21 protein-coding genes are annotated in these 20,893 nt (G+C 70.1%); 10 read left to right on the top strand and 11 right to left on the bottom strand.

Going from position 1 to position 20,893, the window contains the following annotated elements; genetic code table 11:
* Window positions 1–126 precede the first annotated feature (126 nt).
* Together ACFYXK_RS10270 and ACFYXK_RS10275 are read right to left on the bottom strand one after the other, a co-directional pair.
* Entirely contained in the window at window positions 127–960 is an 834-nt protein-coding gene (locus ACFYXK_RS10270; RefSeq protein WP_389410707.1) for a class I SAM-dependent methyltransferase, read from the bottom strand.
* 74 nt (window positions 961–1,034) lie between these two features.
* Window positions 1,035–1,643, bottom strand: a complete 609-nt coding sequence (locus ACFYXK_RS10275; protein WP_389410708.1) for an AraC family transcriptional regulator — start codon at window positions 1,641–1,643, stop codon at window positions 1,035–1,037.
* A gap of 245 nt (window positions 1,644–1,888) precedes the next feature.
* Here ACFYXK_RS10275 and ACFYXK_RS10280 point away from each other — a divergent pair, with 245 nt between their 5' ends.
* Window positions 1,889–3,670, top strand: a complete 1,782-nt coding sequence (locus ACFYXK_RS10280; protein WP_389410709.1) for an ABC transporter ATP-binding protein — start codon at window positions 1,889–1,891, stop codon at window positions 3,668–3,670.
* Window positions 3,671–3,726: 56 nt separating this feature from the next.
* On the opposite strand, the gene ACFYXK_RS10285 is transcribed toward ACFYXK_RS10280, so the two are convergent.
* Window positions 3,727–4,161, bottom strand: a complete 435-nt coding sequence (locus tag ACFYXK_RS10285; RefSeq protein ID WP_389410710.1) for a VOC family protein — start codon at window positions 4,159–4,161, stop codon at window positions 3,727–3,729.
* Window positions 4,162–4,407: 246 nt separating this feature from the next.
* Here ACFYXK_RS10285 and ACFYXK_RS10290 point away from each other — a divergent pair, with 246 nt between their 5' ends.
* On the top strand, window positions 4,408–4,830 hold the full coding sequence (locus ACFYXK_RS10290; RefSeq protein ID WP_389410711.1) for a hypothetical protein: 423 nt from the start codon (window positions 4,408–4,410) through the stop codon (window positions 4,828–4,830).
* Window positions 4,831–4,917: 87 nt separating this feature from the next.
* On the opposite strand, the gene ACFYXK_RS10295 is transcribed toward ACFYXK_RS10290, so the two are convergent.
* Complete coding sequence (locus ACFYXK_RS10295) at window positions 4,918–5,535, bottom strand: TetR/AcrR family transcriptional regulator (RefSeq protein ID WP_389410712.1); 618 nt, start codon at window positions 5,533–5,535, stop codon at window positions 4,918–4,920.
* Between the two features lie 98 nt (window positions 5,536–5,633).
* Between ACFYXK_RS10295 and ACFYXK_RS10300 the strand changes: the two genes are divergently transcribed.
* Window positions 5,634–6,059, top strand: coding sequence for a nuclear transport factor 2 family protein (locus tag ACFYXK_RS10300; protein WP_389410713.1), 426 nt, complete (start codon window positions 5,634–5,636; stop codon window positions 6,057–6,059).
* A complete protein-coding gene (locus ACFYXK_RS10305; RefSeq protein ID WP_389410714.1) occupies window positions 6,056–6,901 on the top strand; it encodes an NAD(P)H-binding protein in 846 nt (281 codons plus the stop codon). The genes ACFYXK_RS10300 and ACFYXK_RS10305 overlap by 4 nt, the downstream gene beginning before the upstream one ends.
* A gap of 31 nt (window positions 6,902–6,932) precedes the next feature.
* On the opposite strand, the gene ACFYXK_RS10310 is transcribed toward ACFYXK_RS10305, so the two are convergent.
* Entirely contained in the window at window positions 6,933–7,730 is a 798-nt protein-coding gene (locus ACFYXK_RS10310) for a hypothetical protein (RefSeq protein ID WP_389410715.1), read from the bottom strand.
* Window positions 7,731–7,887: 157 nt separating this feature from the next.
* On the opposite strand from ACFYXK_RS10310, the gene ACFYXK_RS10315 reads away from it, so the two are divergent.
* Entirely contained in the window at window positions 7,888–8,472 is a 585-nt protein-coding gene (locus ACFYXK_RS10315; RefSeq protein WP_389410716.1) for a dihydrofolate reductase family protein, read from the top strand.
* Between the two features lie 46 nt (window positions 8,473–8,518).
* Here the strand turns inward: ACFYXK_RS10315 and dacB are convergent, their stop codons facing one another.
* Window positions 8,519–10,162 carry a D-alanyl-D-alanine carboxypeptidase/D-alanyl-D-alanine-endopeptidase gene (gene dacB / locus ACFYXK_RS10320; RefSeq protein ID WP_389410717.1) on the bottom strand — a complete coding sequence of 548 codons (1,644 nt, stop codon included), beginning with the start codon at window positions 10,160–10,162 and terminating at the stop codon, window positions 8,519–8,521.
* Between the two features lie 115 nt (window positions 10,163–10,277).
* Complete coding sequence (locus tag ACFYXK_RS10325) at window positions 10,278–11,012, bottom strand: SDR family oxidoreductase (RefSeq protein ID WP_389410718.1); 735 nt, start codon at window positions 11,010–11,012, stop codon at window positions 10,278–10,280.
* 131 nt (window positions 11,013–11,143) lie between these two features.
* Between ACFYXK_RS10325 and ACFYXK_RS10330 the strand changes: the two genes are divergently transcribed.
* The 4 genes from ACFYXK_RS10330 to ACFYXK_RS10345 all read left to right on the top strand — a co-directional run bounded on the left by ACFYXK_RS10330 (window position 11,144) and on the right by ACFYXK_RS10345 (window position 15,044).
* Window positions 11,144–11,728: a TetR/AcrR family transcriptional regulator gene (locus ACFYXK_RS10330; protein ID WP_389410719.1), complete on the top strand. Its 585-nt coding sequence runs from the start codon at window positions 11,144–11,146 to the stop codon at window positions 11,726–11,728.
* Between the two features lie 361 nt (window positions 11,729–12,089).
* Window positions 12,090–12,509: a hypothetical protein gene (locus tag ACFYXK_RS10335; RefSeq protein WP_389410720.1), complete on the top strand. Its 420-nt coding sequence runs from the start codon at window positions 12,090–12,092 to the stop codon at window positions 12,507–12,509.
* Between the two features lie 173 nt (window positions 12,510–12,682).
* Window positions 12,683–14,125 (top strand): MFS transporter, encoded by a 1,443-nt coding sequence (locus tag ACFYXK_RS10340; protein WP_389410721.1) that lies wholly within the window; start codon window positions 12,683–12,685, stop codon window positions 14,123–14,125.
* 430 nt (window positions 14,126–14,555) lie between these two features.
* Window positions 14,556–15,044, top strand: coding sequence for a lamin tail domain-containing protein (locus ACFYXK_RS10345; RefSeq protein ID WP_389410722.1), 489 nt, complete (start codon window positions 14,556–14,558; stop codon window positions 15,042–15,044).
* A gap of 179 nt (window positions 15,045–15,223) precedes the next feature.
* Here the strand turns inward: ACFYXK_RS10345 and ACFYXK_RS10350 are convergent, their stop codons facing one another.
* The 4 genes from ACFYXK_RS10350 to ACFYXK_RS10365 form a co-directional block, all read right to left on the bottom strand.
* Entirely contained in the window at window positions 15,224–15,544 is a 321-nt protein-coding gene (locus ACFYXK_RS10350; RefSeq protein ID WP_389410723.1) for a DUF6191 domain-containing protein, read from the bottom strand.
* A gap of 358 nt (window positions 15,545–15,902) precedes the next feature.
* Complete coding sequence (locus ACFYXK_RS10355) at window positions 15,903–17,651, bottom strand: DUF6777 domain-containing protein (protein ID WP_389410724.1); 1,749 nt, start codon at window positions 17,649–17,651, stop codon at window positions 15,903–15,905.
* Window positions 17,652–18,329: 678 nt separating this feature from the next.
* On the bottom strand, window positions 18,330–18,755 hold the full coding sequence (locus ACFYXK_RS10360) for a hypothetical protein (protein ID WP_389410725.1): 426 nt from the start codon (window positions 18,753–18,755) through the stop codon (window positions 18,330–18,332).
* A gap of 258 nt (window positions 18,756–19,013) precedes the next feature.
* Window positions 19,014–20,123, bottom strand: coding sequence for a sugar ABC transporter substrate-binding protein (locus ACFYXK_RS10365; protein WP_389410726.1), 1,110 nt, complete (start codon window positions 20,121–20,123; stop codon window positions 19,014–19,016).
* 376 nt (window positions 20,124–20,499) lie between these two features.
* On the opposite strand from ACFYXK_RS10365, the gene ACFYXK_RS10370 reads away from it, so the two are divergent.
* Window positions 20,500–20,892 carry a hypothetical protein gene (locus ACFYXK_RS10370; protein WP_389410727.1) on the top strand — a complete coding sequence of 131 codons (393 nt, stop codon included), beginning with the start codon at window positions 20,500–20,502 and terminating at the stop codon, window positions 20,890–20,892.
* Window position 20,893: the final 1 nt, after the last annotated feature.

Raw genomic sequence — 20,893 nt, forward strand, 5'->3', positions numbered from 1 at the left:
GGCCCACCGCCCCTCCGGCATCCGCACGCCGGTCCCCAGGTCCCGGCCGGCACATGACACCAGTCCACCCGCGCCCTCGCCACCACCGCCGGCCCGGCGATCCGAACGGGCATTCGCCCCGCGTGGTCAGCAGGGCGCAGGGTGCGGAAGGCCCGTTCCGATGCCGCGCCGTACGCGGAGCAGGTCCGGCGGCAGCTCCCCCTCGAGGGCGAGTCCCACGTCCGCGAGCTCCGCGCCGAGCGCCTGCCGGGTCAGCGGCCAGAGCAGGAACGACTCCTGCGCCCTGCGCAGGACCCGGCCCTGACGGCACACCAGGTAGGCGTAGTCGCAGCGGATCCGGTCGCCCTCGGCGCGGGCGGTGACCTGCCCCCGGTAGGTGTCCAGGCCCAGCTGTACCTCGCCCAGGGAACGCCTGGTCGGACGGACGGGCAGCCGGGTCGGCGGGCGGTCGAGGAAGAGCAGGCCGCCCGGCACCAGCAGATCGGCCAGCGTCCGCCACAGGGCGCGCCGCTCGTCGGGCGGCAGGCAGGAGGCCATGCGCAGGCAGACCGCCAGATCGGCCTGCCCGCTGAGCGACAGCTCGACGGCGGAACAGGAGTGCACGGTCACGCGGTCCCCGACGGATCCCCCGGCGGGCGGGTGCAGCCGGGACAGCAGGACGGCCCGCATCGCCGCCGCCGGCTCGACGGCGTGGACCGGCACGCACGACGCGCCGATCAGTACGTCGGTGACCAGGCCGGTCCCCGCTCCGACCTCGACGATCCCCACACGCGCCGCGGCGGCCGGCCCGGCCAGCGCCAGCGCGTGCCGGTGGTAGGACCGGGCGTGCAGCAGATCGTAGAACTCGGCCGAAACGGCGTACGCCTGGCCGCGCGCTCCGCTGTCAGGGCAGGCCTGCGACAGTTGCGCGTACGAGGCCCGCCGCGTGTCCACCCGTCGGTCGTCCACCCGTCTGTCCATCGGGCCATCATCGCCGTACGGGCGCCGTCCCACGACCCAGGATTCGGCCACCACGGCGAAGGCGGCGTCCGGTGTCAGCGCAGCGCGGGCTCGCCTGCCCGGACGGCGCTCATCACGCGCTCGACGGTCTCGTGCCGTTCTCCGACCGGGGCCGCGTAGCCGATGGAACCGCGCGCGGCGTCCTCGCCCAGCATCCGTGTCATCACCCAGGCGGCGAGGTACTGCGAAGCCAGGCAGCCGCCGGCCGACGCGATGTTGCCCTCGGCGTGGAACGGCGCGTCCAGCACGGTGACGCCGAGGTCCTCGACGAACGGGCGGCTCGTCGTGTCCGCGCAGACCGGCATGGCTCCCAGCAGCCCGAGCCGCGCGAGCACCAGTGCGCCGGAGCACTGCGAACCGATCAGCTGACGGGCGGGGTCCAGGGGCAGCATGGCGAGCAGCCGGTCGTCGGCGATCACGTCACGCGTCTTCACCCCGCTCCCGATCAGGACGACGTCGGCCTCGGGAATGAACTCCATCGGGCGCTGCCCGCTCACCTCGACGCCGTTCATGGAGGTGACCACGGGCGTCGGTGTGGTGATGAAGGCCTCCAGACCGTCCTTGCGGCAGCGGTTGATCAGTGCGGAGGCGATGAAACTGTCGAGCTCGTTGAATCCGTCGAAGGTCACCACGGCTACCTGCATCGGAACTCCTCGGTTGCGGCGTCGGAGATCGAGTCTTCCACGGTCCGCGCGGTCGCCCCCGGGCCAATCGGCACCAGGTGGCCTGCCGCTCGCGGCGACCCGGAACATCGGGGGTCACCCACACGGAAAACGCTTGGACGGCGCAGACGCGCTCGCGGGACACTGCGAATTCCGTTCTGACACGAGATCACAGGGTTGCGATGGAATCGTCTGCATCACCAGCGGTACCGCCACGCAAGGGCCCCGTGGTCCTCGCACTTCGTTACTACGGACGGGAGTTGCGGCGCCTGCGCCGGCTGACGGCGCCCTCGATGCTGATGCCGGCCCTGGGCAACATCGGCATCAACTACATCGCCCCGCTGGTCGTCGCGAAGCTCGTCGGCCGGATCGCCGATGACGCGGCCGCCCCCGCCTTCGGCTCGATGCTCCCGTACGTCCTCGGCTTCGCGGGAGTCCTGTTGCTCTCCGAGGCTGCGTGGCGCGTCGGCCTGCACTGTCTGAACCGCCTCGACGCCCTCGGGATCGAGAGCCTGTACGTGATCGGCATGGACGAGCTGTTCGCGAAGGACGCCGCTTTCTTCCACGACAACTTCGCCGGTTCACTGACCAAGCGGGTCCTGAGCTTCGCCACCCGCTTCGAGGAGTTCGTCGACACGCTCACCTTCTCGGTCGTGGGCCGGTTCGTACCGCTGCTGTTCGGGTCGGTGGTGCTCTGGCACTACGAACCGCTGCTCGTCGTGGCGCTCCTGGTCATGATCGCGGTGACGGGGGTGTGCGTACTGCCCCTCATCCGGCGCCGCCAGGCGCTCGTCAACCGGCGGGAGGAGGCGATGGCCCGGGTGTCGGGACACGTCTCCGACAGCCTGATGAACATGGACACGGTCCGCGCGTTCGCCGCGGAGGAGCGGGAAGCCGCCGAGCACCGGTCCCGAGTGGCGCGCTCGCGCGGGCTGATGCTGCGGTCGTGGGACTACGGCAACCTGCGCATCGACACCCTCGTCGCGCCGATGTCCGTGCTGACCAACGCGCTGGGCCTGCTGCTCGCCGTCACGATCGCCGGGGACGGGCACGGGGTGGAGGCGGTCGTCGTCGCCTTCACCTACTACTCCAACGCCACCCGGATCATGTTCGAGTTCAACCAGATCTACCGTCGTCTGGAGAGCTCGATGACGGAGGCTTCGCAGTTCACGGCGCTGCTCCTGACACCGCCGACCGTGCTCGACCCGCAGTCGCCGGAGCCGGCGCCGGAGCCGGCCCGGGCCGCCGACGTGCGGTTCGAGAAGGTGACCTTCGCCCACGCGGGCGCGCAGCCGCTCTTCGAGGGACTGGACCTGGCCGTGCCCAGCGGGGCCAAGATCGGGCTCGTGGGCCGGTCCGGCGGCGGAAAGACCACGCTCACCCGGCTGCTCCTGCGGATGACGGACATCGACGCGGGCCGGATCCTGATCGGGGGCCAGGACATCAGCAGGCTGCGCCAACGCGACCTGCGCGGCCTGATGGCCTACGTACCGCAGGATCCGGCGATGTTCCACCGCACCCTGCGGGAGAACATCGCGTTCGCCCGGCCCGGCGCCACCGACGCCGAGATCCGGCGCGCGGCCGAGGCAGCGCACGTCACCGAGTTCGCCGACGCGCTGCCGGACGGTCTCGACACCATGGTCGGCGAGCGCGGCGTCAAGCTCTCCGGCGGGCAGCGCCAGCGGGTCGCGCTCGCCCGGGCGATCCTGCGCGACGCCCCGATCCTGCTGCTCGACGAGGCGACCAGCGCCCTGGACTCCGAGAGCGAGATCCTCGTCCAGGAGGCGTTGTGGCGCCTCATGGAGGGGCGGACCGCCCTCGTGGTGGCGCACCGGCTGAGCACCGTGGCTCACATGGACCGGCTCGTCGTCCTCGACCACGGACGCATCGTCGAACAGGGCACGCACCAGGAGCTGCTCGCCACCGAGGGCGCCTACGCGAGGCTGTGGCAGCACCAGTCGGGCGGCTTCCTGGACGAGAGCCCCGCACGCACTTCCGACCTGCACTGATCGCGGACCCGGGGCAGTGGCCGGCGTGGACTGCCGTCAACGGCCCGGAGCGGCCGCTACGGGGAACCGAAGTCCGGGATGGTCAGTGAGCCGTCCTCGGCCAGGGGGAAGCCCGGGTTGTGGGCGATCTCCCACAGGTACCCGTCGGGGTCGGCGAAGCACCCCGCGTAGCCGCCGTAGGACGTTGCCCCGGCCGGCTTGGTCACGGTGGCTCCGGCCTGCCGTGCAGCGGCGAGGAGCGCGTCCACGTCCTGCGGTGAGCGCATGTTGTGGGCCAGGACGATGCCGCCGAAACCCGTCCCGTGGGCGCCGTCGAGGCCGCAGTCCCGTGCGAGCTCGTCGCGGCCCCACAGGACGAGCCCGAGGCCGCCCGCCTGGAAGAAGACGGTCGCTTCGACCTCCTGCCCCCGCCAGCCCAGGCTCTCGTAGAAGGCCCGGGAGCGCCCGAGGTCGGCAACACCCAGGGTGATCAGACTGACACGCTGTTCCATGATCGGAAGCTAGCACGCGCTCCGGTGCGTTCCCAGGCCGCCGGGCCCGCGCGGCCGGACTTTATCAAGATCGAATCTCAGCGTCAAGCCACGTATTCGAGTGGCGTGACGCACGCTCCCCCGCAGGGTTTATTTGAAGTACGCCCTCACCGGGGAAATCCCCGGAGGACAAAGGGCCGGAATACAGTCTCCGGTCTTTCTGCGGGGCAGAATGCAAACCCTTTTTACACCGAATGGAGAATTATCATGTTCGAGCTCTTCACGACCCGTCGCATCGTTCTGGCCGGAGCTTCCCTGGCGCTGGTCGGTGGTGGCATCGCCCTGCCGGCGACCGCCATGGCCGCGCCCACCGCCGCCCCGCAGCAGGCCGTCACCCTCCCCCAGGACAGCGCGGACGGCATCGGCACCGGCGGCGACGCCAACGCCGAGAACACCACGGTCGGCGGCGAGGCCACCGGCGGTAACGCCAGCAGCGGCGTCAACAACTGCGAAGGCGGATGCGACATCAAGACCGGCAACGCCACCGGCGGCAGCGCCAGCGCCGACGCCGTCAACACCGGCGACGCCACCGCCGTGGGCGGCGATGGCACCGGCACCGGCGGCCAGGTGAACAAGCAGAACATCAAGCTGCAGCTCAAGGAGAACCTGAAGCAGAAGCTGGCCAATTGAGGGCAGGGCATCGCCCCCGCACCGCGGACGCCGGAGAGGCTCACAGCCCCTCCGGCGTCCGCATGCCGCTGCCCCGTGGAACGCCTTCTACTGGATCGCGGCCGGCTCCGGCGCGGCGCCATCGGCGCGGGCACCGAGGACGGCGGCGGCGAACCCCGCCAGCTGATCCCGCATCCCCTGACGGGGTGCGCCCTTCTCACCGGCCAGGTGCGCAACCAGGTCGGCCCGGGTCGCGGCGAGCAGTGCGTGGGCGGTGAAGTCGCTGTCGGTCAGACCCGGGATGCGCTGGAGCAGGTCCCGGAGCAGGGCGTGCCAGCGCTCGTAGTGTTCCGTCCCGTACGGGCTGCCCGCGCCGGTTCCCTCCAGGGCCAGCGCGAGGTGGCGGTTGTCGAGCTTGAAGCACAGGACGGCGTCGAGCAGGGCCGGTACGCGCCGGAGCGGCGGGGTCGCGGGTCCCAGCGGCGGCGGGCCCTGCTCCACGGCGCTCCAGACCGGTTCGAGCCGCGCCTCGTACAGCGCGTGGATCAGCCCTGTGCGATCGCCGAAGGCGCGGAAGAGCGTCGCCTTGCCGACTCCGGCCGCTGTCGCGATGTCGGCCATGGTCACTTCTTCGGGGCTCCCGCAGCCGGCGAACAGGGCGTCGGCGGCGGCGAAGACGGCCGCCCGGTTACGGACCGCGTCCTTGCGCGGCTTGCGTTCGGTCATGGGGTTCCGCCCTCCGGTTGCAATACGGACCGGCGGTCCGTATCTTTCACGACGAGAACCGGACCACTGGTCCGTATCGTACGGGACGGAGAACCCCCATGCCCGCATCACCCGCGGCGGATCTGTACCGCCGCAGCCTGCGCCTGCTCCTGGACAAGGACATCGCCTCCTGGGTCGGCCTGTGGGCCGAGCACGGCGTCATGGAGTTCCCCTTCGCTCCCCCGGGCTGGCCCGGGCGGCTGGAGGGGCGGGAGGCCATCGCCGCCTACATGCGCGACTATCCCGACCACATCGACCTGCACGACTTCCCCGAGCTGCGCATCCACGAGACCACCGGCCCCGGGACCATCGTGGTCGAGATGCGAGGCGTGGGCCGCGTGGTCGCGACCGGAAGCCCCTTCGCCATGACCTACATCGCCGTCGTGACCGTCCAGGACGGGCAGTTCACCTCCTACCGCGACTACTGGAACCCGCTCGCCGTCCAGGAACCCGGCATCGGCTTCGCCGCGGGCGGTGTCCGATGAGCACCGCGCCCGCCACGCTGGTCATCGGCGCCACCGGCACCACCGGCAGCCGCACCGCGGCGCAACTGATCGCCGCCGGTCGGCGCGTCAAGGCCGCGAGCCGCCGCGCCACCCCGCTCCCGGGCGCCGAGCCGGTCCGCTTCGACTGGTACGACCCCGCCGGCTTCGGCGACGCCCTCGGTGGCGCCGACCGTGTCTACCTCGTCCCACCCATCGGGGACCCGGACCCGGCCGCGGTCATGCTGCCCTTCCTCGAGCAGGCCCGGGCCGCCGGCGTACGCCGTGCCGTACTGCTGAGCTCCTCGGCCATCGCCCAGGGCGGCCCGGCGGTGGGACAGGTGCACCGCGCCCTGCCCGGCCTGTTCGACGAATGGGCGGTCCTGCGGCCCTCCTGGTTCATGCAGAACTTCACCGGAACGCACGCCCACGCAGACGGCATCCGCAACGACGGGACCATCCACACCGCGGCCGGAACGGGCCGGGTCGGCTTCGTCGACGCCGACGACATCGCCGCCGTCGCCGTACGGGCCCTCACCGACGACCGCGCCCCCGATACCGACCTGGTCCTCACCGGGCCGGAGGCACTCAGCCACGACGAGATCGCCGCACTCCTCACGGAGGTCACCGGCCGCCCGGTGGTCCACCGCCACCTGACCCACGACGCCATGCGCGACCGGCTGGCCCAGGTCATACCGGCGGAGTTCGCCGCGATGCTGGCCGGGATGGACCGCGCCATCGCCGACGGAGCCGAGGACCGCACCACCGACACCGTCCAGCGCCTCACCGGCCGCCCGGCCAACGGCTTCCGGGCGGTCGCCGAAAGGGAGCTGCTGTCCGTTTGACGCGCCCCTTCGACCGACACGGCGGGCGGGGTCAATTGCGGGCCGTCAGGGCCTTCGTGAGCAGGCTGCCGCCCACGATCAGGGCCACGCCCAGCCACCACACGTTGTCGTCGAAGATCAGGACGGCGATCCCGATCGGTACGAGCAGTCCGGCCAGGGGCAGGAACATCCCGGCCAGGTGCGGCGGCTCCGGCCCGGGCTGGCCCGCCGCGCGGAGCGCCCGTGCGCGGGCGACGTCCGGGTACCAGGCGGTGAAACGCAGCGCCGCCACGATGGCCAGGATCTGGATGACCCATCCGGTCCAGATGTTGTTCGGATCGTGCAGCACGAGGTCGCCGTACGCACCCGCCACGGCGGCGACCAGGAACGCCAGCCCCCACGCCCCGGTGATGTAGTAGTTGGTCCGCAGGAACGTCGGCGTGTGCCAGTACGCCGGATCGACCTGCTCCCGGGCGTACTGGAGGGTGAACGGAACACGCACCGCCATGGACCCGAAGGCGATCAGGGCGAGGGCGATGTTGGAGACCTCCCCGGCGTACGTCTCCAGCCAGTTGCGGGTGCCGTCGCTCGCGAAGACGCCGATGACGGCCATGACGGTGAAGAAGACCAGGTCGGCGATCTCCAGCAGCTTCCAGGTGCTGCCCTTGTTGATGATCCGGCCGGCCGCCACGAGCACGATCGTCGCCGCAAGGGCGAGCACGACGGCGATCTCGAACCTGCCGGGACCGACCAGGAGCGAGAAGATGATCCACGGCGCCATGCCGATGACGGGATTCTCCAGGAATCCGGCCACGGCACCGCGGGCCGTGGCGGGCGCCTCGGTCTTCACCCCTCCAGGGTGCGCGCGGGCGGTCGATCGGGCCATTCGGGGGAAGCCGGGCCCAGTCGCAAACTCATGGCGGGTCGCCGATGAGTTGCGCGGTCCCGGTCCGTCTACCTCATGAGAAAACCGACCCGACCCCGCTCGGCAACCCAGGGAGCCCCCCATGCGCAAGATCACCGCAGGCCTGTTCATCTCCCTCGACGGCGTCGTCGCCGAGCCGCAGACCTGGCACTTCCCGTACTACAACGACGAGATGGGCGCCGCCGTGATGGGCGACATCCAGGCCAGCGACACGTTCCTGTTCGGCCGCACGACGTACGAGGCGTTCGCCGAGGCGTGGCCCGAGCGCGAGCGCGCCGGCGGCGAGGATGCGGGGCTGGCCAAGGACTTCGGCGACACGCGCAAGGTCGTGGTCTCGAGCCGCGACCTCGACTTCACGTGGCGCAACTCCGAGCAGCTCGAAGGCGACTTCCTCGACGGTGTGAAGGCGCTGAAGGCCGAAGGCGGCGACGGGAACATCGCCGTCACCGGCTCCGTCTCCCTCGTACGCCAGCTCCTCGCCGCCGGCCTGCTCGACGAGCTGCGGCTGCTGGTGCACCCGATCGTCCTCGGCGAGGGCCTGCGGCTGTTCGCGGACGGCGAGGGCCCGTACCCGCTGAAGCTGCTGAAGTCCGAGACCTTCACGACCGGCGTGATGCACCTGCTCTACGCACCGGCAGACGCCCCGCAGCCCCCGGCAGCCGACTGACGCCGAACGGCCGCAGCCCCGGCCGCCGACTCGGCGCGTGCACCGGTCAGGGCGACTCCTGGAGGTAGGCGGCGATCAGGGCGAGGTCGTTGGCGATGGCCAGGACACCGGCGGTGTCGGTCGTCGGCGTGGACGCGCCGTTGACTCCCGCGTAGAAGGTGTCGAAGCGGCCATCGCCCTTGTCGAGGTAGCCGGCGATGGTGATGGCGCCGACGGCGAGCCGGTCGTTGAGGGCGTCCCCTCCGACGGCCGCGCCGGTCTTCGCGAACACCTTCCCGCGCGCCGGACAGCTGCGGCAGTTCTCGGCCAGCAGACCGTCCACGCCGAGGATCGGCAGGGCTTCCCGGAAGCGCTGCGCGTCCGGGGTGCGCTGCCAGTACGCCAGCATCTGTACGAGCGCCTGCGGCGTGGCCCGGTCGGCGGGGTTGCCGCCCCGGCCGTCCATGAGTTCCGCCTGCTTGCGGTCGACGCCCGCCCGGTCCAGGAAGGCGGCGAGCACCGGGAAGCCGTCCTCGCACTGGTTGCTGCCGGTCGTGACGGCCATCAGGCAGATCCCGAGGTTCGCGCCCAGGTTGTGGCTGACCTTGAGGATGAGCTTTGCGTACTGGTCGTACGGCGGTGAGGTGTACGCGGCCACCCGCGGGCGGCCGTCGTAGTCCTTCGGCAGCCGGGCGACCGGGTTGGGGGCGGTCGCGGCCGCGGAGACTTCCACCCCGGCCCGCGCGAGTGCCTCGATCAGCGCGGTACGGCCGAACGCGGCCGGGTCCGTGACGGGCGAGGTCCGCAGCAGCGGCTCGGAGTCCGCCGCGATCGTGCCGGACAGCCGGATCCGGGTGCCGCCCTCGGTGGCCGTCACCGTGATGTCCGTCGGTTTCCCGGCCGCGACGGTCTTCACCGTGGAAGTGACCTGGTAGGGCGCGACCTTCGGCCGCCAGTCCAGCCCTGCGTCGGCGCCCGCCCGGTCGCCGGGCCTGGTCAGCAGGTCGATCAGGTTGTCGTTGATGATCAGGGGGGTCGGTGTGGGGTCCAGGACCGGGTCGGGGGCGAAGAGCCGGCTGTCGACGATCACGTCACCGTCGACGCGGGTGATACCGGAGTCGCGGACCTGCCGGGCGAGCTGGTCGATCCCGGCGAGGGGGTTCTCCGGGGTGAGGGTCGCGCCGGGGAAGTCGTCGGCGTACGTGTGGTCGAGGTCGGTGTAGGCGACCGTGCCATCGGGTCGCGTCCTGCCGCCCATGGTGAGGTCGCCCTGGGCGACGAGATCGAGGTCGCCGGTCAGCGTGGCCCCGGCCCGCTCCCCGACCGCGTAGACGGGGGTCACGAAGCGGTGGTCCGTGCCGAGGGTGCGCCATGTGCCGGAGACGGCGAACAGTTTCGCGGTGGAGCCGGGGATGAAGAACTGCCCGGGGAACAGGCTGTGCAGCACCCGCCCGTCGGCCGGTTCGGTCTGCAGGAGTCCCCACTGGGCATGGCGGTACTCCGGCTTGCGCATGATCTCCGTGATGCGCGGGTCGAGCCGGCCCGGGTCTCCCGCGCCGGAGGCCCACGGCGACGGGTACGGGGAGGGCGCCGGAGAGGGTGACGGGGCTGCTCGGGCACCCGTACCCGAGCCGAGGGCCACCAACAGCAGGGCGGCGAAGCAGGCGGCCGCCCGGCGCCGCAGCGCCCTGACGCGGATCGGATTTCCCACAGCGCGCTCCGTTCGTCGCGGCTGTCAGCTACCCCCGGGGCATGGGAACAGGGTGGCACGGCACGATTGGGCGCGCATGTCACCCCGAGCGCCGCATCCGCGCTGTCTCACGTCACTAGTCCTGGGCCGTGGGGCGTACGACGATGTCGCCCACGTCGACACCGGCCGGCTGTTCGATGGCGAAGGCGATGGCGCGGGCCACGGCTTCCGGCGGGATCGCGATCTTGTCCATGCGGTCGCGGACCCGGGCCTGCATCTCCGGCGCCATGGAGTCCGCGAACTCCGTGCGCGTGACCCCGGGCGAGACGACGGTGACGCGCACGCTGTCCCCGGCCTCCTGGCGCAGGCCCTCGGAGATGGTGCGTACGGCGTTCTTGGTGCCTGCGTACACCGCCTGGAGCGGCACGATGCGCAGTCCGGCCGTGGAGACGGTGTTGACGAAGTGCCCGAACCCCTGCTCCCGGAAGACCGGCAGCGCCGCGGCGATCCCGTACAGGACGCCCTTGAGGTTGACGTCGATCATCTCCTCCCAGTCCTCGACGCGGAGCTCGTCCAGCGGGGAGATCAGGCCGACCCCGGCGTTGCTGACCAAGACGTCGAGCTTGCCGTAGCGGTCGCGTGCCAGCCCGACCAGGCCGGTCAGGTCCTCGCGGCGCTTGACGTCCGTGCGTGCGTGGACGGCCTGGCCGCCGGCCTGCTCGATACGGGTGACCAACGCCCGGAGGCGTTCCGGGCGGCGCGCCCCGAGCACCACTTTCGCGCCGCGCTCGGCGAGGAGCAGCGCGGTGGCCTCGCCGATCCCGCTGCTGGCTCCCGTGATCGCGATGACCTTGCCTTCGATTCCCGGCATGACTGGTCCTTCCGGAGGCGGGATGAGGGCGGCGTCTGGCCTAGAGTGGAAGTGGAGGCGCCGCCGGTTACTGGGAACCATAAGTGGAGGCTCCTCCACTTAGCAACCGGCGACGAGGGAGCGGACAGGCGATGACACCGGATACGGGACGCCCACTGAGGGCCGACGCGCAGCGCAACCGGGACAAGATCCTGGCTGCCGCGGTACGCGTGTTCACCGACGAGGGGCTGAACGCCCACTACGAACGCATCGCCAAGGAGGCGGGGGTGGGTACCGGAACCCTCTACCGCAACTTCCCGACCCGGGAGACCTTGATCGAGGCGGCCTACCGCAACGAAGTGGCGCGGCTGTGCGATGCGGTTCCCGGCCTGCTGGCGACGCTCCCGCCGCATGATGCCCTGCGCGCATGGATGGGCCGCTTCGTCGACTACGCCACGGCGAAGCTCGGCATGGCGGACGCACTTCGAGCCGTCGTCGCCTCGGGAAGCGACCCCTACGGCCACAGCCGCGAGATGATCCAGACCGCGATCACGACCCTCATGGAAGCCGGTACCGCCGCCGGCGCGCTGCGGTCCGACGTTCGCCCGGCGGACGTGTTCGCCCTCCTGGCCGGCATCGCCCTCACCTCGGCCCGGCCCGAGCAACGCGACCAGGCCGAGCGCCTCCTCGACCTGGCCCTCGACGGGCTGAAGGCCACGCAGCCGCGGCTCCCGTAAGGCCTGCGGCACGCGCCGCGGCGGCAGACCGCCCTCGCGGTGCGACCGGGCCCGGGCTCGCCCCCGTCCCGGTCTTCCCGGCGGTCAGTACCGATGGGAAGCCCTGCGCGCCCAGGTCGTGCGCGGACGCCTCGCACCCCTTCGCCGTCAACGTGTCCGCCGCCGACCGGGCTTTTACCAAGATCGGTTACCGGCGTCAAGCCACGTATTCGAGTGGCGTGACCCGCACGCCGCCACACGGTTTATTGGAAGTACGCCCCCACCGGGAAAACCCCCGGAGGACAAAAGGCCAAAAGAAGACCCCGGTCGATTCCACCGGGCAATACACAAACCCTCATCCGTTGCCGAATGGAGAATTCCCATGTTCGAGCGTTTCCCGACCCGCCGTATCGTCCTCGCCGGTGCCTCCCTCGCCCTCCTCGGTGGTGGCATAGCCCTCCCCGCGACCGCCATGGCCGCACCCACCACCGCCCCGCAGACCATCACCCTCCCCCAGGACAGCGCCGACGGCATCGGTACCGGCGGCGACGCCAACGCCGAGAACACCACGGTCGGCGGTACCGCCACGGGCGGCGCGGCCTCCACCGGAGTCGGCAACTGCAAGGGCAAGTGTGTGATCACCACCGGCAACGCCACCGGCGGCAACGCCAGCGCCGACGCCGTCAACACCGGCGACGCCACCGCCGTGGGCGGCGACGGCACGGGCACCGGCGGCCAGGTCAACAAGCAGACCATCAAGGACCAGGTCAAGAAGGACCTCAAGGCCAAGCTCGGCAAGTGACCACCCACAACCCCCACAACCCCGCACAGCGGATACCGGAGAGGCCCACCGCCCCTCCGGCATCCGCACGCCGTGCGGCAACTCCCCCACCCCGCAGGGTGCCCGGTGCCGCGGGCGGGCGCATGCTGGTTGGGGTGGGGTGGGGTGGCGGGGGCTCTGGACGGGACGTGTCGATGAGCGTCGGCAAGACGGAAACCGTGGCGCCCGGCCGCAGGCTGTTCTCCGGCCGCGACCGCGCGGTCATCGCGGCCGCCTCGCTGTCCATGCTCCTGGTCCAGATGGACTGGTTCGCCCTCAACCTGATGCTGCCGGTGATCGCCCGGGAATTCTCCACACCGACCACGAATCTGCAGTGGCTGGTCAGCGGCTACATGCTGACCCTGGGCGCGCTGATGATCACGGGCGGGAGGGCCGCCGACGTCCACGGCCGACGCACGGTCATCGTGTGGGGCCTGGTCGGCTTCGCCGTGGTGTCCGTCGTGTGCAGCGCCGCGCAGAACGAGGTCTGGCTCGTCGTGGCGCGCGTGGTGCAGGGCGCCACGGCCGCGATGATCTTCCCCGTGGCCGTGGCGGTCGTCAGCGCCTACTTCCGCGACGACCGGCAGGGCCGCGCGGTGGGCACGGTGCTGGCCTTCAGCGCGATCGGCGTCGCCCTCGGCCCGTTCGTCGGCGGCGTGTTCGCCGAGCACGTCAGCTGGCGGGCCGTGTTCCTGCTGAACGTACCGGTCTGTGCCGTAGCGGCTTTCCTGATGCTGCGGTTCGTCACCGACACCCGCGACGAAGAGGCGGGCAACGGCCTGGACCTGCCCGGAGCCGTCACCGTGGCGCTCGGTCTCACCGCGGTCATGATCGCGGTCGACCAGGGTGGCCACTGGGGCTGGGCCTCCGCGGCGACACTGGCCTGCCTCGCCGCCGGAGCGCTGCTGCTGATCCTGTTCGTGGTGATCGAACGCAGGACCGCCGAACCCCTGCTGGACCTGTCCCTGCTGCGCAACGTGCAGTTCGTGACGGTCACCCTGGCCGGTTGCGTCTCCAACATCGGGTACTGCCTCGTGGCGGTCCTCTCCGCGCTCTACCTCCAGCAGGCACGCGGCCTCTCCCCGCTGAACGCGGGGCTGGTCTTCCTCGCGCTGTCCGTCGGCGCAGGGGCCGCCAGCTACTGGTCCGGCCACCTCGCCCAGCGATGGCGGCCGGAAGCGCTGATGGCGGACGGGCTCCTGCTGAGCGGGGCCAGCCTCCTGGCGCTGACCTGGGCGGAGCCGCTCGCCCTCTACACGGCCGTCTTCGCGGTCGTGGGCATCGGGCTCGGACTCGGCTGGGCGCTGACGAACGCGGCCACCCAGTCGTACGTCCCCGCGAGCCGCCTCGCCGCCGCCTCCGGACTCGTGCTGACGTCTCTCGTCCTGATGGGCGCGGTGGCCGTGGCGGTGGCGGCGACCGTACTGGAGGTTCTGAGCGGCTCGGAGCAGAAGGCGGCTTCCGACGGACCGGCCATCGAAAGCGTGCTGAGGGGCGCGGCGCTGCTGTCGCTCGTGGGCGCGGCCTCCCTGCTCCCGCTGATCCGCGCGCCGCGGAAACCCGGCCCGGCACCGAGGGGCGACCTGCCCTCCCTCTGACGCACCGATGACGAGCGGTGCGGCGATGTGCCGCACCGCACCGTGCCCGCCGTAGAACACCAGAACCGTTCGCGTGAGCAGGTACGAAGAAACGGTAGAGGCGGCTGTTACAAGGCCCTGAACCCATTCGGCTCAGGGTCGAAGGGCGTCCCGAGCAAGGGTCGTTCACCAGCGGAGGCCTCCGTCCCCAAGCCTCCCACGGCCCACTGCGCACGCCTCCGCAGTCCGCGTCGGCGCAGCCATGACAGATGTCCGCTACAAGCAAGAGTCACTGGTATATCCGCATTGGGCAACACGCTCCGAATTAGTGGCTTTTGGAGGTGCTTCGGGGCCAGAGTGTGGCTCCTCGGCAGGACGCCGGGAACTGTTCGGAGCCCACCCGCCTCGTACGAGCCGGGACGGGCCGCTGTCTGTTGAAGGGGTCATCTTCATGTCTGCTTCTCTCGCCACCCGCCGCGCCGTCGCGACGTTCCTGGCCACCGGCGCCCTGCTCGGCGCCGCCGCCCTGCCGGCGGCCGCCGCCGACGACCACCACGGGCGTGACCACCGGGCCCCGCACTCCTCGATCGTCATCGGCGACGTCCAGTACGACAGCCCCGGCCGCAACGACCGCTCCGCCCGCGCCCTGAACGGCGAATGGGTCGAGGTGAAGAACACCGGCCGCCACAGCGTCAACCTGCGCGGCTTCACCCTCTCCGACCGGCAGGGCAACCGCTACCGCTTCAACGACTTCCGCCTGGAAGGCCGTTCCAGCGTCAAGGTCCACACGGGCAAGGGTCGCGACACCCGCCACGACGTCTACCAGGACCGCCGCGACCAGGTGTGGGACGAGCGCGACAGCGCCACGCTCCGCGACAACCGCGGCAACGTCGTCGACAGCGAGTCCTGGGACGGCCGCCGGCACCACCGCAACGGCTGACGCGGACCCGCTGCCCCTGACGGGCTGACCGGGCCGGCGGCCACGCAGTGGTGACTGCGAGCTGCCGGCCCACCGCGAACGGCGTGTCACGGCGATCCAGCCGTGGCACGCCGCCTGCGCGTTTGCACATCATGCGGCCGCACTTCCTCCGGGGCCGCCCGTACGGTGGCGCCGTAGGGTCAGCCGCTGCCCTGCGGCATCCGTACGACCGCAATCCCCGTCTCCAGATCCACCGTTGTCCGATGCGGTGGTGCGCCGTCTTCCTCGTCGTCCCGCAGTACCAGTGCCGACTGCCGCTCCTTGAGCTCGTTCTGCTTCCCGGGCGAGAAACTCGCATGGAGCTGTTCGAACCCCGTCGCCGATATCTGGCCCTGCCGGACGCTGTTCCGCCACGGCAGCACCCCGGCCCGCCCGGCGCGGAGCAACACCTGGTCCGCGAAGGCCAGGGCGGTCAGCAGGACGACCAGGCCGGGCAGGGTCACGAAGACGGCGAATTCCATGCCCCCCAGTATCCGGACCGGGCGGTGGCGCCGACAGGCCGGAAGGCGGGACCCGCCCCGGTCGCCATGTCCGCACCTGCCGCGACGTGTTTCGTCGAGCCCACGGCGGATGCGGCCAAGGTGACGCCGTCCGTGACCGGCCGTTGTGTCGATGGAGGTTGCGGGGCGTGAAGCCGGTCTCGACCGAGGCGGGTTGAACGGGTGAGGGCCTTCGCAGGTTCGGTGTGGATTTCGACATCACCACTACCGACCGGCAGAAGGCCCTCACGTACGCCGCTGTGCAGTTCTGACCCGGGAGGATCGCCGTCCCGAGTTGGTGGTGCCGGATGATGCATCCCCGGGTAGCGGGACCGCCGGCTCATCCGGACTGCCCATCGCTTCCCTGCTGATTGTTGCCCTGCTGGTTGTTGCCCTGCTGGTTGTTTCCCTGCTCGCTGTTGCCTTGCTGATTGTTGCCTTGCTGGTTATTGCCCTGCTCGCTGTTGCCTTGCTGGTTGTTGCCCTGGTCGTTGCCGGGATTCTGACCTGTCCCCTTCTCGGAGTTCTGACCGGTCCCGTTCTCAGGGACCTTGTCCGTGCTCTTCTCGGGGACCTGGTTCGTGCCCTTGTCCGGGACCTTGTCCGTGCTCTTCTCGGGGACCTGGTTCGTGCCCTTGTCCGGGACCTTGTCCGTGTTCTTCTCGGGGACCTTGTCCGTCCCCTTCTCGGGCACCTGGTTCGTGCCCTTGTCCGGCACCTGGTTCGTGCCCTTGTCCGGCACCTTGTCCGTGCCCTTCTCCGGCACCTTCTCCGGCACCTGGTTCGTGCCCTTGTCCGGCACCTTGTCCGTGCTCTTCTCCGGCACCTTCTCCGGCACCTGGTTCGTGCCCTTGTCGGGAACCTTGTCCGTACTCTTCTCCGGCACCTGGTTCGCGTCCTTCTCAGGGACCTTGTCCGTGCTCTTCTCCGGCACCTTCTCCGGCACCTGGTTCGTGCCCTTGTCCGGGACCTTGTCCGTGCCCTTATCCGGAACCTGGTTGATGCCCTTCTCAGGGACCTTGTCCGTCCCCTTCTCCGGGACTTGGTTCGTGCCCTTCTCAGGGTTCTGGTTCGTTTCCTTCTCGGGAACCTTGTCCGTGCCCTTCTCAGGGTTCTGGTTCGTCCCCTTGTCGGGAGCCTTGTCCGTCCCCTTCTCCGGGTTCTGACGCGTCCCCTTCTCGGGGACCTGGTTCGTGCCCTTCTCCGGGACCTGGTCCGTGCCCTTCTCAGGGTTCTGGCCCGTCTTGGTCCCCTTGTCCGTTTCCTGTTCTTGCTGCCTGCCCTTGTCCTTCTCGGGGAGGTTCTGCACCGGTCCCGAATCGGTCGGGGGCAGGACCGGGTACGCCGCGTCGGGGGTTTGGCCCTTCGGGGGTGGGACGACGTGGTCGTGCTTGCCCTGCACGTCGCCGCTCGACCGCTCGTACCAGCCCTTGCGGTGGTGGTCGAACATCATGACCGTCTTCACCGGCTTCTCGGCGGGCTTGACCGCAACGAGATCGGAGGACTGGAACGACGACCACTCCTTGCCGCTGTACGTCTGCTTGCCCTTGACCGCGACAGGCGGGGCCAGGGGGTTGCCGCAGGCGCAGCGGACGCGGGGTACGCCGCGGTTGTCGACCAGGACGGACGTGCCGGCCTGCAGGACCGCCTGGTAGCTGGTGGGCTCGGCGTTCTTGAAGCCGTGGTTGGTGACGCGGGTGTCCCAGCCGAGCCGGACGGGAGTCAGCGACCGCAGATACGAGGGGATGTCGGGCTGCTGGATGCTCAGGGGGGCGGCGAAGGCCTTCCCCTTGTCCTTGTGCTGCGTGAGGAACTGGATCTGCTTTTCGACGTCGCAGCTCGCGAGGTTGCGCGTGCCACCGTAGAGCCCCGGGTACGCACCGTTGATCTCGAGGGTGCGCGCACCAGCCGTGCCGTCTTTCGACTGAGCGGCACCTACGGGTACGACTGCGGGCTCCGCGGATGCCGCGGCCGTCGAGGGGGTGAACGGGTCGGGGCCGGCAGCCGAGGCGGCCTGCAGGAACACCTCTCCGCCGACCGCCTTGTTTCCGCCCATGACGGTGAAGGCGAGGACCACTGCCGTTGCCATGGCCACGGCGGTGCCGGCACTCAGCAGGGTTCTGCGCGACCGCCATCCGTGCGCCGACCCACCGCGGCGCCGGCCGGGCCCACCCGGGTCGCCACTGACGGTCGGCGGCCCAGGAGGCCCAGGAGGCCCAGGAGGCGGTGGAGGTCCCGGGGGCGGAGGGTGCTCGTCTGTGGGGCGTCCGGACAGCGGACCGGACGGGGGCCCGGTGGGGCGCTCGGACGAAGGAGGCAGGGAACTCACGACGCACTCCCCCCGACGTGGGACATCGGGAAAACAATGGTCATTCGCATGTGCTCGCTCCTCATCGCCAGTATGACCTCCGAGTCCCGGAGGCGTGAATATTGGAAGTTTCACTCCCGCGAAAAAAGGTGAAGAGGCGGCTGGACTAGCCCGTCTCTTCCACGTGTTGACGCGGGTGGGGCCGGCCGGTGCGCGTGAGCCCGTACCTTGATTAAGCCCTCGCCCACGGATCGCGTCACGTTCCGAGATTTCGTGACTTGACGAATGGCGACAGGGGTCCCTGTGACAGGCGGGGTCGCGTCATGCGGGCGGGGAGGCGCGGACGGCGGGGCGACGGCTGCGGGGCTCGCCGTCGCCCCCACACAGCAGTAGCCGGAGAGGCTGTGGCCTCTCCGGCTACTGCTGTGTGGGGTGGTTCCAGGTGTGGGCTGTCAGACCTCACAGGCCGAGCTTCTGCTTCAGGTTCTCCTTGACCTGCAGCTTGATGTTCTGCTTGTTCACCTGGCCACCCTTGCCCGTACCGTCGCCGCCGACGGCGGTGGCGTCGCCGGTGTTGACGGCATCGGCACTGGCGTTGCCGCCGGTGGCGTTGCCGGTGGTGATCACACACTTGCCCTTGCAGTTGCCGACGCCGGTGGAGGCCGCGCCGCCCGTGGCGGTACCGCCGACCGTGGTGTTCTCGGCGTTGGCGTCGCCGCCGGTACCGATGCCGTCGGCACTGTCGTCCTGGAGGAGGTTGACGGCCTGCTGCGGGGCGGCGACGGGTGCGGCCATGGCGGTCGCCGGCAGTGCGATGCCACCACCGACCAGTGCGACGGAAGCTCCGGCCAGGACGATACGGCGGGTCCAAAAACGCTCAGACATGATGGTTCTCCATTCGGTGCCAAAAGGGTTTGTATTCCGCCCCCACAAAAGACCGGGGATCATTTTCCGGCCTCTCGTTCTCCGGGGCTTCCCCGGTGAGGGCGTACTCCAAATAAACCCTGCGGCGGCACGTGCGTCACGCCACTCGAATACGTGGCTTGACCCCTGGAACCAATCTTGGTAAAAGGCTCGAGGCGGACACCGCACCCGGCCCGGGATCCGGGGACTGCGCCCTCGGCGGCAGCCCCCGGGGTCCTGCTACTTCAGGCCGATCTCTTCACACGCGGGCCTGAACCTCCCGGTGCAGATCTCGTCGACCGTGTAGACGCCGTCGTCGACCACGGTGGACTTCACATTGCTCCTGGTCAGCGCGACGCCCGGGACGAGGACCGAGGGCACGCCCTTGGTGGTCGGGCTGTCGACGATCTGGTTGATGATTCCGTCGATCTTCTCGCCCTTGGCGAGGGCGACGGCCATCTCCGCGGCGGCGGCGGCCTCCGGCGCGTACCGCTTGTAGACGGTCATGTACTGCTCGCCCGCGACGATCCGCTGCACACCGGCCAGCTCGGCGTCCTGGCCCGTGACCGGGGGCAGGTTGGAGATTCCGGCGTTCTTGAGGGCGATGATGATGCCGCCGGCCATGCCGTCGTTGGCGGAGTAGACGCCGACGATCTTCCCCTTGCCCAGCGCCGTGAGCGCGGCCGCCATGTTCGTGTTGGCGTTCTCCGGCTTCCAGTCGACGGTGTCGTACTCCTTGCCGACATTCACCTTGCCGTCGAGGACGGAGTGCGCACCGGACTTGAAGAGTTTGGCGTTCGGGTCGGTGACCGAGCCGTTCATCATGACGATCTGGCCGTCCTTGGCCTTGTCGCCCAGCGCCTCCAGCAGCGCCTTGCCCTGGACCTTGCCGACGTCTTCGTTGTCGAAGGAGGTGTAGGCGTCGATCGGGCCTTCCGCCAGACGGTCGTAGGCGATGACCGGAATGCCGGCGTCCTTGGCCTTCTTGACCGACCCGGCGATGGCCTTGGCGTCCACCGCGTCGATGACGAGGACGTGCACCTTTTCGGCGATCATCGCTTCGACCTGGGAGTTCTGGGTGGCCGCGTCCTGCTTGGCGTTGGCATAAACCACTTTGCCCTTGCCTCGCGTGAATTTGGCGACTTCCTTCTCGATCAGCGGCTTGTCGAACTTCTCGTAGCGCGCCGTCTGGTCCTCGGGAAGCAGCAGACCGACCTTGATCGCGTCACCGGTGGCCGAGGCCCCGGGTCTCGCACCGGCGTCCTCATCCGTGCTGCCGCAGGCAGTGAGCGAGACGGTGATCGCGGAGGCGGCGACTGCAACGGCGGCTCGACCCAGATATGTGTTCACGACGTAAACCTCCCTGACGAGGCCCTGTACTTGCGGCCGAGGTAGACGCAGTCAACTCGGCACCGACACCACCGTCAAGAAGTGAACTATTAACGAGATGGCAACGTTGCCATCACGCTCCGCATCCTCACAATCCAGCTATTACTACGCCTTTTCAGCATGATTGGCTCCCTGACGGCAGTTCAACTTTTGAATAGACCGCCCGGACTCCGACCACCTGTCGGCGCGTGAACGCCGGGGTCGGCCTGTAGAGGCCGTGTGAAAATCCGCCCCCCATGCCGCACCGATCGGCAGCGCCGCATGCACGCGCGGCACTGAACGTGACACCGTGGACACGTCTTGCAGTCGGCCGTCGCAGCTTGGAGGGGATCCCCCGATGTACGCACGCCAGAAGAAGGACCGGTCGGTGACGACCACGCGCCGCCGATTGGCCACGGTCGCAGCGGCTCTCGCCGCAGCCTGCGCTTCGGCGTTGGTGACCGCGGCGCCGGCGAGCGCCGAGGTCAAGTCCACGTGCGGGACCTACATCTGCGTGGCCACCGCGTATCAGGGGCGCGACTACGTCCAGGACATCACCGTCACCACCAGGGACGGACTGCCGGGGACGCTGCGCGCCTTCGTGGGCGACTACCGGGGGAGCAGGGCCGGTGTGTCGCGGGCACGGTTCGTCATCAACCGGGAGTTCAGGGCGTACCCGCGGCTGGCCGTCTGCGGTGGCCTGGACCGCAGTGGCAGGGTGATCGAGAACCACTGCGTGATGATCCCCTGAC

Origin of the sequence: Streptomyces sp. NPDC002209 (assembly GCF_042890265.1) — a bacterium.
GTDB lineage: Bacteria > Actinomycetota > Actinomycetes > Streptomycetales > Streptomycetaceae > Streptomyces.

Coding starts and splice junctions, on each gene's coding strand:
- ACFYXK_RS10270 (WP_389410707.1), bottom strand. CDS start 960: ATGGACAGACGGGTGGACGACCGACGGGTGGACACGCGGCGGGCCTCG.
- ACFYXK_RS10275 (WP_389410708.1), bottom strand. CDS start 1,643: ATGCAGGTAGCCGTGGTGACCTTCGACGGATTCAACGAGCTCGACAGT.
- ACFYXK_RS10285 (WP_389410710.1), bottom strand. CDS start 4,161: ATGGAACAGCGTGTCAGTCTGATCACCCTGGGTGTTGCCGACCTCGGG.
- ACFYXK_RS10290 (WP_389410711.1), top strand. CDS start 4,408: ATGTTCGAGCTCTTCACGACCCGTCGCATCGTTCTGGCCGGAGCTTCC.
- ACFYXK_RS10295 (WP_389410712.1), bottom strand. CDS start 5,535: ATGACCGAACGCAAGCCGCGCAAGGACGCGGTCCGTAACCGGGCGGCC.
- ACFYXK_RS10300 (WP_389410713.1), top strand. CDS start 5,634: ATGCCCGCATCACCCGCGGCGGATCTGTACCGCCGCAGCCTGCGCCTG.
- ACFYXK_RS10305 (WP_389410714.1), top strand. CDS start 6,056: ATGAGCACCGCGCCCGCCACGCTGGTCATCGGCGCCACCGGCACCACC.
- ACFYXK_RS10315 (WP_389410716.1), top strand. CDS start 7,888: ATGCGCAAGATCACCGCAGGCCTGTTCATCTCCCTCGACGGCGTCGTC.
- ACFYXK_RS10325 (WP_389410718.1), bottom strand. CDS start 11,012: ATGCCGGGAATCGAAGGCAAGGTCATCGCGATCACGGGAGCCAGCAGC.
- ACFYXK_RS10330 (WP_389410719.1), top strand. CDS start 11,144: ATGACACCGGATACGGGACGCCCACTGAGGGCCGACGCGCAGCGCAAC.
- ACFYXK_RS10335 (WP_389410720.1), top strand. CDS start 12,090: ATGTTCGAGCGTTTCCCGACCCGCCGTATCGTCCTCGCCGGTGCCTCC.
- ACFYXK_RS10340 (WP_389410721.1), top strand. CDS start 12,683: ATGAGCGTCGGCAAGACGGAAACCGTGGCGCCCGGCCGCAGGCTGTTC.
- ACFYXK_RS10345 (WP_389410722.1), top strand. CDS start 14,556: ATGTCTGCTTCTCTCGCCACCCGCCGCGCCGTCGCGACGTTCCTGGCC.
- ACFYXK_RS10350 (WP_389410723.1), bottom strand. CDS start 15,544: ATGGAATTCGCCGTCTTCGTGACCCTGCCCGGCCTGGTCGTCCTGCTG.
- ACFYXK_RS10355 (WP_389410724.1), bottom strand. CDS start 17,651: ATGGCAACGGCAGTGGTCCTCGCCTTCACCGTCATGGGCGGAAACAAG.
- ACFYXK_RS10360 (WP_389410725.1), bottom strand. CDS start 18,755: ATGTCTGAGCGTTTTTGGACCCGCCGTATCGTCCTGGCCGGAGCTTCC.
- ACFYXK_RS10370 (WP_389410727.1), top strand. CDS start 20,500: ATGTACGCACGCCAGAAGAAGGACCGGTCGGTGACGACCACGCGCCGC.